This is a genomic window from Microbacterium sp. (genome assembly GCF_036277215.1).
In the GTDB taxonomy this organism is placed as follows: domain Bacteria; phylum Actinomycetota; class Actinomycetes; order Actinomycetales; family Microbacteriaceae; genus Microbacterium.
On sequence record NZ_DASUNI010000138.1, the window covers coordinates 1 to 11,986 of the forward strand.

13 protein-coding genes are annotated in these 11,986 nt (G+C 69.0%); 7 read left to right on the forward strand and 6 right to left on the reverse strand.

The annotated features are described in order from the left end of the window. Window positions 1-40: 40 nt before the first annotated feature. From VFX99_RS07145 to VFX99_RS07165, 5 genes are all read right to left on the reverse strand, one after another. A complete protein-coding gene (locus VFX99_RS07145; protein WP_329665623.1) occupies window positions 41-1,054 on the reverse strand; it encodes a glycosidase in 1,014 nt (337 codons plus the stop codon). 59 nt (window positions 1,055-1,113) lie between these two features. Next, the gene (locus VFX99_RS07150) at window positions 1,114-2,022 is read right to left on the reverse strand and encodes a carbohydrate ABC transporter permease (protein ID WP_414684331.1); all 909 of its coding nucleotides are present in this window, start codon (window positions 2,020-2,022) and stop codon (window positions 1,114-1,116) included. Then, on the reverse strand, window positions 2,019-2,975 hold the full coding sequence (locus VFX99_RS07155; protein ID WP_329665612.1) for a sugar ABC transporter permease: 957 nt from the start codon (window positions 2,973-2,975) through the stop codon (window positions 2,019-2,021). Before VFX99_RS07155 ends, VFX99_RS07150 begins: the two co-directional genes overlap by 4 nt. A gap of 19 nt (window positions 2,976-2,994) precedes the next feature. Beyond that, window positions 2,995-4,287, reverse strand: a complete 1,293-nt coding sequence (locus VFX99_RS07160) for an extracellular solute-binding protein (RefSeq protein WP_329665613.1) — start codon at window positions 4,285-4,287, stop codon at window positions 2,995-2,997. Window positions 4,288-4,364: 77 nt separating this feature from the next. Next, window positions 4,365-5,450, reverse strand: coding sequence for a LacI family DNA-binding transcriptional regulator (locus VFX99_RS07165; RefSeq protein ID WP_329665614.1), 1,086 nt, complete (start codon window positions 5,448-5,450; stop codon window positions 4,365-4,367). Between the two features lie 155 nt (window positions 5,451-5,605). Here VFX99_RS07165 and VFX99_RS07170 point away from each other — a divergent pair, with 155 nt between their 5' ends. The 7 genes from VFX99_RS07170 to VFX99_RS07200 all read left to right on the forward strand — a co-directional run bounded on the left by VFX99_RS07170 (window position 5,606) and on the right by VFX99_RS07200 (window position 11,121). After that, window positions 5,606-6,403 carry a transglutaminase-like domain-containing protein gene (locus tag VFX99_RS07170; RefSeq protein WP_329665615.1) on the forward strand — a complete coding sequence of 266 codons (798 nt, stop codon included), beginning with the start codon at window positions 5,606-5,608 and terminating at the stop codon, window positions 6,401-6,403. Between the two features lie 56 nt (window positions 6,404-6,459). Next, complete coding sequence (locus VFX99_RS07175) at window positions 6,460-7,011, forward strand: hypothetical protein (protein WP_329665616.1); 552 nt, start codon at window positions 6,460-6,462, stop codon at window positions 7,009-7,011. Between the two features lie 83 nt (window positions 7,012-7,094). Next, entirely contained in the window at window positions 7,095-7,475 is a 381-nt protein-coding gene (locus VFX99_RS07180) for a YciI family protein (protein WP_329665617.1), read from the forward strand. Next, window positions 7,472-8,515 (forward strand): RNA polymerase sigma factor, encoded by a 1,044-nt coding sequence (locus VFX99_RS07185; RefSeq protein ID WP_329665618.1) that lies wholly within the window; start codon window positions 7,472-7,474, stop codon window positions 8,513-8,515. Before VFX99_RS07180 ends, VFX99_RS07185 begins: the two co-directional genes overlap by 4 nt. Window positions 8,516-8,637: 122 nt before the next feature. Further along, window positions 8,638-9,486: an ABC transporter substrate-binding protein gene (locus VFX99_RS07190; RefSeq protein ID WP_329665619.1), complete on the forward strand. Its 849-nt coding sequence runs from the start codon at window positions 8,638-8,640 to the stop codon at window positions 9,484-9,486. Between the two features lie 28 nt (window positions 9,487-9,514). Next, complete coding sequence (locus tag VFX99_RS07195) at window positions 9,515-10,387, forward strand: amino acid ABC transporter permease (RefSeq protein WP_329665620.1); 873 nt, start codon at window positions 9,515-9,517, stop codon at window positions 10,385-10,387. After that, window positions 10,384-11,121, forward strand: coding sequence for an amino acid ABC transporter ATP-binding protein (locus tag VFX99_RS07200; protein ID WP_329665621.1), 738 nt, complete (start codon window positions 10,384-10,386; stop codon window positions 11,119-11,121). The genes VFX99_RS07195 and VFX99_RS07200 overlap by 4 nt, the downstream gene beginning before the upstream one ends. A gap of 13 nt (window positions 11,122-11,134) precedes the next feature. On the opposite strand, the gene VFX99_RS07205 is transcribed toward VFX99_RS07200, so the two are convergent. Further along, a partial coding sequence (locus VFX99_RS07205; protein ID WP_329665622.1) for a bifunctional methylenetetrahydrofolate dehydrogenase/methenyltetrahydrofolate cyclohydrolase occupies window positions 11,135-11,986 on the reverse strand: 852 nt, incomplete at its 5' end.

The window sequence follows — 11,986 nt, forward strand, 5'->3', positions numbered from 1 at the left end:
ACCCGCAGTCTCGACGCCCGGTTGCAGTCTCGCGGTCAGGTCAGACGCGGTCGAGGCGCGCGACGCCGATCTTGGAGTCCGCCATCCCGTAGAACACGTACCGCACTCCCTCGATCTCCTCGATGGCGGTGGGGAAGACGACGTTCGGCACGATTCCGCCGCGCTCGTCCTCGGTCTCCGCCTCCAGCAGCGGAACGGCCGTCCGGGCCAGGACGATCGAAGGATCCTCGGCGTCCAGGATGAGCGCTCCCGCGGCGTAGTGGACGTTCTGCTGGTGGTCGAACGCCTTCTCGATGCGCCCCGTCACGCCGTGGTGCAGCAGCAGCCATCCCTCCGGAATCCGCACCGGGGCAGGACCGCCTCCGATCTTCGTGACCTCGAAGGGATACTGCGGGCCCGCGAGGAACCGGTGCTGATTCCACAGCACGAGGGCGGACAGGTCCTGCTTCACGGCTTCCACCGGCACGTAGCTGATCCAGATCGACTGTCTCGGATCGGTGATGCCCGCCGGCAGCAGCACCCCCTGATCGGCTTTGGTCTCGCTGAGGTCCCACATCGGACGGTGCAGCACGGCGAAGCTGCGCACGCCGTCCGGCGCGAGGACGGGCTCGGGGAAGAACACCGCGTCCTTGTTGTGGAACAGGTTCAGGTCGGTGTCGAGCGCATCGTCGAACGCGAACATCACCGGGCCGAGCCGTCGCCACTCCCGCAGGTCGGTCGACACCGCCAGGGCGGTGCGCGGACCGAGGGGCCCGTACGCGACGTAGGTCATCACGAACCGGTCCAGTTCGGCGATCCACGTGATGCGCGGATCCTCGACGCCGGCGTTGCCGACGCCGCGCTCCCACTGCCGGTCGGGCGCCAGGACGATGCCCTCGCGCTCGACGCCGACCGGCACGCCGTCCTCGACGATCACGCGCGCGAGCCCGATCCGCGAGACGTTGCCCGCGGCCACCAGCCGGGGCAGCAGGTACACCTCCCCGTCGGGACCGCGGCCTGAGGCCGGGTTGAGGACGCCTTCGACCTCGTAGGGGTTGCCCTCCTCCGGCGTCATCACGACGCCGACGCGGGTGAGCGTGTAGGGAACCGTGCCGACGGGGATGTCGAGGAGGGTCAACCCTTCACCCCCGAGCCGATGTCGGTGCTCTGGAACTGTCGCTGGAAGATGATGAACAGTGCCACCGCCGGGATGGCCAGCACCACCGCACCGGCCAGGATCGCCCCGAACGGGTTGGACGCGGACGCGGCCACGGTTGTGATGTAGTTCGCGAGCGATACGGCCAACGGTTGCATGGAGGGCTCCTTGGTGATCAGGAAGGGCCAGAGGAACTCGTTCCAGGGGCCGATGAAGGTGAGCAGGACGACCGTGAGCAGAGCGGGCCGCACCAGCGGCAGGGCGACGCTCCACAGCACGCGCAGTTCACTCGCGCCGTCGATCCGCGCCGCGTCGAACAGCGCCCGCGGGACTTGCAGGAAGTACTGCCGGAAGATGACCACCGCTGCCGAATTGATCGCGAACGGCAGGATCATGCCCAGGTGCGTGTCGGCCAGCCCGTAGTCCCGCGCGATCAGCACGTACAGCGGGATCATGAGCAGCTGGAACGGCACGATCTGCACCAGCAGGACGATCGCGAACGTCACACCGCGACCGCGCCAGTACAGCACCGAGAGCGCATAGCCGGCGAGGACCCCGAACACCACCGTGCACAGGATCACCCCGCCGGTGAAGATGCCGGAGTTCACCAGCCCCGAGAGGAGACTGATGCGCTCGTTGATCTGGACGTAGTTCTGGCCCGTGATGTTGGCCGGATTCGGGAAGGCCCCGGCCGGAGTCGGGTCGGGCTCCGTCTGCAGTGACCCGATGACCATGTAGTAGAAGGGGAACAGGAAGACCAGCGCCCCCACCGCCAGCACGATCCAGCGCGCGATCCGCCCCGCGCGGCCGGGATGACCGCGGCGACGCGGAGCAGCATCCGTCTGTGTCGTCTTGCGCGCCTCTGCGCGTGAGCCGGTGCCACTCATGACTCGTCACCTCCCACCAATCTGCGCTCTATCAACGCGAACACGAGCACGAGGATCACGAGGATCACGCCGATCGCCGCCGCCACGTCCGGATTTCCCTGCTCGATGCCCTTCTGGTACATCAGCAGCACGGGCGAGGTCGACGCCCCGTTGGGGCCTCCACCGTTCGTGAGCAGGTACGGCTCGGTGAACAGGTTCGCGCCGGTGATCGTCGCGATCAGCAGCACGAGCAGGGTCGCCGGCCGCACTCCGGGCACCGTCACGGAGAAGAAGGTGCGCACGGCGCCCGCCCCGTCGGTTGCCGCCGACTCGTAGAGCTCCTGCGGCACGGCCTGCAGCGCCGCCAGGTACAGCAGGATGAAGAACCCCAGCTGCTTCCACGTGACGAACAGCGCGATCGTCGGCATCGCGAGGGACGGGTTGATCAGCCACGAGGGGTCCGGAGCGAGCGGACCCAGGATCTGGTTGACCAGCCCGTTCTGGCTGAACATGAACAGCCACACGCCGACGACCGCGACGGATGCCGTCACGTACGGCACGTAGAAGCTGACCCGCAGGAACAGGCGCCCCCGCACGACCCGGTTCAGCGCCGTCGCGAGGAGCAGTGCGAGGACCACGGTCAGCGGCACGTTGATGATCAGGAAGATGCCGACGTTCAGGAACGAGCGCTGCACCGCCGGATCCGTGGCCACCGCGATGAAGTTGTCGAAGCCGACGAACTGGCGCTCGACGTCCGCACCCGGAGCCGCGAAGAAGTAGTCGTGGAACGACATCCAGACGGCGAACCCGAGCGGGAACGCGAAGATGGCGGCGATGAAGATGAGGTACGGGGCGCTGAGGAGCAGCCCGAGCGGGTTCTCTCCGAGGATGCGGCGCCGGCGCCGGGCGGAACGCGCGCGCTGCGCGTCCGCCCGGGCCGATTCCGTGGCCTGCGGAGTGGTCGTGGTGACCATGGCGCGACCGGTCTGCCCGTCAGCCCTGGGCGACCAGGGCGTCGACCTCGGCCGCGGTGTCGCTGAGGAAGGCGTCGATCTCACCCTCGCCGAAGATGACGGCCTTGGAGTAGGCGTCGCGGAAGGTCTGCCACACCTCGATCGAGTTCGCCACGTTCGGCACCTCGACGACGCGTCCCGCCTGGTCGCCGAACACCTCGTATGCGGGGTTCGCGGCGAAGAAGTCCGGGTACGCCGCGGTGAGGTCCTGACGCAGGGGCATCTGGCCGGTCAGCTCGAGGAGCTGTCCGTCCTGCTCCTCGCCGGTGGCGAACTTGAGGACATCCCATGCGGTGCCCTTGTTCTCGCACGCCGTGAACAGTCCGACGTTCTTGGCGTCGCTGAACGTATAGGTCTCGTCAGCGGGCGTTCCGGCCGATGTCGGCACGGGCACGGTGCCCCAGTCGACGTCGTCGCCGAAGTAGTCGATGGCCCAGGGCCCGGCGATCGTCATGGCCGAGTTGCCCGCGACGAAGGAGTCGCCGTTGAACTCTTCCTTACCGGAGAGGCCTTCCTCGTACATCGTCGCCCAGAACTCGGAAACGGTCGCGCCCGCTTCGGAGTCGAACGTCGCCTTGCCGTCCTCGACGAGGAGCGTTCCCCCGGTCTCGGCGGCGTAGAGCGGATAGAAGTCGAACCACGACTGGAAGAACTGGCTCGCGGGCGAGGGGTAGATCGCATACGGAGCCGCACCGGACGCGGTCAGGGTGCGAGACGTCTCCAGGAACTCGTCGTACGTCGACAGTGCCGGCGCCTCGGGGTCGAGGCCGGCCGCGGTGAACATCGCCTTGTTGTAGAAGATGACGACCGGGTTCGTCTTCCACGGCATCTGATAGAACTCGCCGTCGGCCGACGCGTACTGCGCTGCGTTGTCGCCGCTGCGTGCGTTGATGTAGTCATCGCCGTCCTCGAAGCTGGACAGCGACACGAGCCCGCCCGCCTTCTCGAACTGAGGCACGGCGGCAGGCGAGGTGTTGAAGATCAGGCAGGGTGCGTTGCCGGCCGTGATGGCGGCGCCGATCACGGCTTCGCTGCTGTCGCCCGCGGGAATCTCCTGAGCCTTCACCTGCTCGTCGGGGTGCTCGGCGTTCCACGCCTCGACCATCTGCTTGCCCCACTCGATCTCGCCCTCGTTGTTCGAGTACCAGATGGTGATGTCGCCTCGTGCCTCGAGGTCGTCGCTTCCGGCGCCGCCGCCGCCCCCGCCGCTGCAGGCGGTGAGCGTGAGCGCTCCGGCGGCGACGAGGGCCGTGACCTTGATGCTTCTTCGCATTGTTCTTCCTTCCTGGGGAGAAAGCGACGTTCGCCGCCTCCTGAATTCACCCGACTCGCGGTCCTGGATCGGCCAGGTCAGCGAGCGCGGGCAGTACGGGGTGGGGGGTGTGATGAAGCTGATGACGGCGCCGGCCCGGTGGACTCGCGCACCACCAGACGGGCCGGTGCCAGCTCGGTGTCCTCGAAGCCGAGACCTGCGATCGCGGCGAGCAGCGCCCGCGCGGCGGCGGCGCCCCACTCCACCGCGTCGGTGGCGACCGAGGTGAGCGAGGGATACACGTAGCGCGCGATGTCGCTGTCGTCGAATCCGGCCATCGACAGGTCTGCGGGCACCGACAGGCCCATCCGCTGCGCCACGGCGACGCCCGCCAGCGCCATCTGGTCGTTCGAGTAGGTGATCGCCGTCGGCCGGGTCGCGGCGTCCGCGACCAGCACCGTGGTCGCCTCAGCGCCCTGCCGCGCGCTGAAGTCCGTCTCCAGTACGCGACAGTCCACGCCGCGCCCCGCGCAGGCCGACTCGAAGGCATCTCGGCGTCGGCGCGCGTGCAGCATCTCGGACGACCCGGAGACGTGGGCGATCCGCCGGTGGCCGAGTTCGGCGAGGTGGTCGACGGTGGCGATCATGCCGTCCACGTCGTCGACGGTGACCGAGGGGAACGGCGATTCGATGTCGGGGTGGCCGAGCGTGACGGCGGCGAGTCCGAGCGACTGCACGAGCGCCAGCCGCTCGTCGTTCGCGCGCAGGTCGGAGATGAAGACGCCGTCCACCCGGCGTTCCGATGCGAGCTTGCGATACGTCTCGGCCGCCCGCGGGCCCGGAGGCACGGACGCCAAGACGAGCGCCTGCCCGGCCGGCGAGAGCTCGCGCTCGACGCCCGCGATGAACGCCGGGAAGAACGGGTCTCCGGCAACGATGGCGGTGTCGCGCTGCAGGACCAGCCCGAGGGCGAACGAGCGGTTGGTGCTGAGAGATCGGGCGCGCACGTCGGGCGACCAGCCCATCTCGGCGGCGATGGCCAGGATCCGGTCGCGCGTCGCGACGTTGACACCCGGCCGGTCGTTGAGCGCGAACGAGACGAGTCCCTTGCTCACACCCGCGCGCGCAGCGACATCCGCAATCGTCGGTCGTCGGACCCGACCCTCGCGCGACGTGTCGCTCATCCGGCTGCTCTGCCTCCTGAACCGGTTTAATAAACCGGTTTAGCCACACCGTATCGGACGGGGCACATCTTGTCGATGGCACTTACGGGTCGACAGCGCGTGTCACAGACCTGCACGCGTCAGAGGCAAGTGCGTTCGCATGGCACGCTTGACACATGAAGAGGGATGTCTCCAGCCGCATTGAACTCGACGTGACCGAGCCCGCGGAGCTCGTCTTCTCGATGGCGGTGAGTGGACACCACACGCCTGTCACCGAGAACATCACGTTCACGCTCGACGGCCAGCCGATCACCTTCGAGGCGGTTCCGGACTCGCACGGCACGCGTCTGCAGAAGGTGCTGAGTCCGGCCGGGCGACTGGTGGCCTCCTACGAAGCGTCGATCCAGGGTGAAGCCGCGGCCACCGTTGCGAACGCGACCGACCTGATCACGTATCTGCGACCGAGCCGCTACGCGGAATCCGACGCGCTCGGACCCACCGCCTTCGCGGAGTTCGGCGGCATCACCGACCGCGCCGAGCTGCTCTCGTCGGTCTCCTCGTGGGTCGGCACGCACCTGTCGTACGTGAGCGGCTCGAGCCTGCCCACCGATGGCGCGACCCGCACGCTGCTCGCGCGGCAGGGCGTGTGCCGCGACTATGCGCACCTCACGGTCGCGCTGCTGCGCGCGCTCAACGTGCCCGCCCGACTGGTCTCCTGCTACGCGCCCGGGCTCTTCCCGATGGACTTCCACGCGGTCGCCGAGGCGTGGGTCGAAGACGGATGGCACGTCGTGGACTCCACGACCCTGGCGCCCCGTTCCACGCTCGTGCGGATCGCAACGGGTCGGGATGCCGCCGACTCGGCGTTCCTGACGACCATCTCGGGCCGGGTGAGCCTGGTCGGCATGGAGGTCATGGCGATCGTCGACACGCTGCCCAACGACGACCTGGACCAGCTCGTCCGGATGCACTGACCTCCCCGAGCCCGGGCGCGGTGGCGCGCGGTTCCGGCCCGTGGCAACGTAGCGGTATGAAGAAGTGGGTCGTCCGGTTCCTGTCGCTGCTGGTCTTCAACGTCGTGGTGCTGCTGCTCATCGGCTGGCTCACGCCGGCGCGCGTGGGCTGGGCGGCGCTGTGGGCGGGCATCATCCTCACCGCTCTCACGATCTGGATCAAGCCGCTCATCACGAACTGGTTCCGGTCGATGGCCGCGAAGTCCGCGCACCAGCGGACGAAGGTCGGTGAGAAGGTCGTCCAGGGCGCGCTGGTCTTCGTCGTCGCGCTGATCGTGTGGATCCTCACGGTCGTGTTCTCAGGCGTGAGCGTCGCCGGGTGGCTGTGGGGCTACATCCTCCCGCCGGTGATCATCCTGGTCGGCTGGGCGATCTACGACGCGGTCGACGACCGGGTCGAGGGTCACGCCGGGGCGCTCTTCGACAAGGCGACCGGTCGGCGGCAGACCGCCGGTCCGGCGTCGACGACGACGCTGACGAGCTCGGATGCGGCATCCGCTCGGCGGGAACTGCACGACGGGCTCACCGACGAGCAGCGACGCATGCTCGACGAGCTGGGCAAGAGCTGACCAGATCTCGGTCGGATGTCGATCGAGCGGACTCCCGACCGTCATAGGGGTGTCACTGACCGATCGAACGAAAGACGGACACCATGCGTTACACACTCCTGCTCCACTACCCCGAGATGAGCGCGGACGACCTCGGCCCCGAGGCCCTCGCCGAGGGCATGCGCGAGTTCGATGACTACGCCAAGGCACTGGATGCGGCCGGTGTGCTGCAGTCCGCCGAGGTGCTGCAGCCCTCGTCTGCGACCACGACGGTACGCGGCGGCGACTCCCTGCGGATCCAGGACGGACCGTTCGCCGACACGAAGGAGCAGCTCGGCGGCACGTTCGTGATCGAGGTCGACGACCTCGACGCAGCGATCGAGTGGGCGGGCAAGGCGCCGTCGGTCAACTGGGGGGCGGTCGAGATCCGGCCCTCCGGCACCCGCTTCGTCGACGGCGCATGGACGGCGTTCGACTACCGATGACAGCTGCCGCGGATGCGCGCGCCGCCGCGGAACGAGCGGCGCGCGCATCCTACGGCCGCCTTCTCGCGGTGATCGCCGCCGCGACCCGCGACGTCGCGCTTGCCGAGGACGCGCTCTCGGATGCGTTCGAGAAGGCACTGCGGACATGGCCGGACGCCGGCATCCCCGACAATCCCGAAGGGTGGCTGGTCACCGTGGCACGCAACCGCCTTCGCGACCTGCTGGGCTCGGCCGCGACGCGCACGACTGCGCCGCTCCTGGAGAGTGTGCTCGAAGCGGACGAGCGCAATCCCGCGGACATCGTCGCCGACCGCGAGCAGATCCCGGACAAGCGGCTGGAGCTGCTGTTCGCCTGCGCTCATCCCGCGATCGACCCCGGCATCCGCACCCCGCTGATGCTGCAGGTCGTCCTGGGTTTCGAGGCGGCCGACATCGCGCGCGCGTTCGCGGTGGAGCCCGCGGCGATGGCCCAGCGGCTGGTGCGGGCGAAACGGCGCATCCGCGACACCGGCATCCCCTTCGTCGTGCCGGCCAGAGCCGACATGCGCCCCAGACTGACCGCCGTGCTCGAGGCGGTCTACGGCGCGTACGCGATCGACTGGCTCGACGCACCGTCATCCGACCCGGACCGCGTACGGGAATCGATCGCGGATGAGGCGCGATGGCTCGCCGTGCTGCTGGCGAGTCTGCTCGAGACCGAGGCGGAGGCCTGGGGTCTTGCGGCTCTGCTCACCTTCTCGGCGTCACGCGCACCTGCGCGAACGAGTCGGCCGTGGCCGCCGCTGGATGAACAGGACCCGGCGCTGTGGGATGCGGAGCTGATCGCGGAGGGACGGGCGCTGCTGCGACGCGCGTCGACACTGGGCGATCCGCTGGGGCGGTTCCAGCTCGAGGCGGCGATCCAGGCGGTGCACTGCGACCGCGCTCGGACAGGCACCCTCGATGCCGAGACCCTCGTGAAGCTGTACCGCGGACTCGTCGAGATCGCACCCACCGCGGGTGCGCGCGCCGCACTCGCCGCCGCCGAGGCCCGACTGTGACAGCCCGCTCGTAACAGGACGACTCGATGCGCGCGCGGATGGGGCCGTGCGATCATGATGGGTTCACGATCAGCGTGCCGTCGGCAGGGCACGCTGCGCTCACCCGAGTCCTGGAGGCACCCATGTCGCGTCGTCCCTTCCTGCCCATCGCCGCAGCGGCCCTGACCGCCCTCGCACTCGCCGGCTGCGCGTCGAGCGCTCCGTCCGGCGGAACCGCGACGGATGCCGCCGGCACGGGCTATGTCACCGACGGGAAGCTCACGGTCGCCACCGGCGAGCCCGCCTACTACCCGTGGGTGATCGACGACGACCCCGAGAGCGGCGAGGGATTCGAAGCCGCCGTCGCCTATGCCGTCGCCGAGGAGCTCGGCTTCGCGGCGGACGACGTGGTGTGGGTGCGCACCACCTTCGACGAGGCGATCGCGCCCGGCCCGAAGGACTTCGACATCAACTTGCAGCAGTTCTCCATCACGGACGAGCGCGAGGAGACCGTCGACTTCTCGTCGCCGTACTACGAGACGACTCAGGTCGTCGTGACGACGGGCACCTCGCCGGCGGCGAACGCGACGTCTCTGGCCGACCTGCAAAGCCTGCTGATCGGGGCGCAGACCGGCACGACGAGCTTCAGCGCGATCGAGCAGGTCATCCAGCCGACGCAGGGCGCCCAGGCGTTCAACTCCAACGACGACGCCAAGCTCGCACTCGAGAACGGTCAGGTGGATGCGATCGTGCTCGACCTGCCGACCGCGTTCTACATCTCGGGAGTGGAGCTGACCGACGGCGTCCTCGTCGGACAGCTGCCGACGCCCGAGGGAGCGACAGGCGACCAGTTCGGGCTCGTCCTGGCGAAGGACTCCCCGCTCACCGCCGATGTGACCGCGGCGGTCGACGCCCTCCGAGAGAACGGAACGCTCGACGACCTCGCGACCGAATGGCTCGGCGGCGAAGGTCAGGCTCCGCTGCTCAAGTGATGCCGCGCAGCTCCGTTAGCCTGGCCCGATGACAGGCCCGCCCCTCCTCCGGCCGGCGCCAGAGGTCAGCCCCGTCGAGCTGGAGCGGCGCGCATACCGCAAGCGCCAGGGCGCGAAGTCGGTCGTCATCAGCCTGATCTCGACCCTGGTGCTGGCTGCGATCGTCTGGGTGGTGGTGCTGAACACGCCCGGGTGGGCGCGCGTGCAGGAGTCGTTCTTCAACGGCGAGGTGTTCATCGCCGCGCTGCCCCGCGTGTGGGAAGGGTTCCTGCTCAACCTGCGGGTGCTCGCGATGGCCTCCGTCGCGGTCGTGCTGGTCGCGCTCCTGCTCGCGACCATCCGCACGCTCCAGGGCCCCATCTGGCTGCCGCTGCGGGCGCTCGCCGCGGGTTACACCGACCTCTTCCGCGGCATCCCGCTCATCATCGTCCTGTACCTGGTGGGTTTCGGCATCCCGGGACTGCAGCTGATCCCGTTCCGAGTGCCGGCCGAGATCTGGGGCACCATCGCGCTTACTCTGACCTACTCCGCATACGTCTCAGAGGTGTTCCGCGCGGGAATCGAGGCCGTCCATCCCGCCCAGCGCCAGGCGGCGCGCTCCCTCGGGCTCAGTCACGCGAAGACGATGCGGCTGGTCGTCGTACCGCAGGCGGTCCGCAAGGTGACGCCCGCGTTGATGAACGACTTCGTCGCCCTGCAGAAGGATGTGGGGCTGATCTCGATCCTGGGCGCGGTCGACGCCGTCCGCGCGGCGCAGATCGAGACCGCCGCATTCTTCAACTTCACGCCGTACGTCGTCGCCGGGCTGCTCTTCGTCCTGCTCGCGATCCCCACCATCCGGCTCACGGACTGGTACACGGCGCGCGTGCGCGCACGCGAGCAGGTCGGAGGCATCGTGTGAGGGATCCCGTTCTGCGCCTGGACGGCGTGCGCAAGTCCTTCGACGGTCACGACGTCCTGCGCGGGATCGACCTGACCGTCGAGCAGGGCGAGGTGGTCGCGCTGATCGGTGCCAGCGGATCGGGCAAGTCGACGCTGCTGCGCACCATCAACCTCCTGGAGCGTGTCGACGACGGTCAGATCTGGCTCTCCGGCCTCGACATCACCGACCCGCGCGTGAACGCCGATCTCGTCCGGGCCCGCATCGGCGTCGTCTTCCAGCAGTACAACCTCTTCCCGCACATGACGGTGCTCGAGAACGTGACGATGGCCATGCGCCACGTCCAGGGGCGCACGCGCAGAGACGCGGATGCAGCCGGCCTCCAGCTGCTGGACCGCGTGGGCCTCGCCGCCAAGGCCGGCGATCATCCCGACCGGCTCTCCGGAGGGCAGCAGCAGCGGGCCGCGATCGCGCGTGCGATCGCGACGAGCCCCGAGGTCCTTCTGCTCGACGAGATCACCAGCGCGCTCGACCCCGAACTGGTCACCGAGGTGCTGGATCTCGTGCGCACCCTCGCCGCCGACGGCGCCACGATCTTGATGGCCACTCACGAGATGGCATTCGCACGCGACGTCGCGCACCGGGTCGTGTTCCTCGACGCCGGGCTCATCCTCGAACAGGGCTCGCCCGCCGAGGTGTTCGGCTTCCCGAAGGAGCGGCGCACCCAGGAGTTCCTCGCGCGCTTCCGCGCGTAGGCGCGGGCGCCGGTCAGCCGGCGCTGCGCTCCGCGGCCTCGACGACGTTCATCATCAGGAGCGCGACGGTCATCGGGCCGACACCGCCGGGGTTGGGCGAGAGGTAGCCGGCGACCTCGGCGACCTCGGGCGCGACGTCGCCGTACACCTTCGCCTTGCCGGTCTCCGAGTCCTGCTCTCGCGTCACGCCGACGTCGAGGACGGCCGCACCGGGCTTGACATCCGCCGCGGTGATCAGGTGCTTCACGCCGGCCGCGGCGACGATGACGTCCGCCTGGCGCAGGTACTGGCCGGCGTCCACCGTTCCGGTGTGGGTGAGGGTGACGGTCGCGTTGTACTCGCGGCGGGTCAGGAGCAGCCCGATCGAGCGCCCGATCGTGACGCCGCGACCGACGACGACCACGTGCTTGCCCCTCAGGTCGTAGCCGTTGCGCACCAGCAGCTCGATGACGCCCCGGGGGGTGCACGGCAGCGGCGAGGTGATCGGGCTGTTGACGTTCAGGACGAGGCGTCCGAGGTTCGTCGGGTGGAGCCCGTCGGCATCCTTGTCGGGGTCGATCCGCTCCAGGATCGCGTCCGTGTCGATGTGCTTCGGCAGGGGCAGCTGCACGATGAATCCGTGGCACGCGGGATCGGCGTTGAGCTCGTCGATGGCCTGCTCGACCTGCTCCTGCGTGGCATCGGCGGGCAGCTCGACCTGGATCGAATTCATCCCGATCGCCTCGGACTGACGGTGCTTCATCCCGACGTACAGCTGCGATCCGGGGTCGGCTCCGACCAGGACCGTCGCGATGCCCGGGACGATCCCGCGCTCCGCGAGCGCGGCCACGCGTTCGCGCAGCTCTTCCTTGATGGCCGCAGCGGT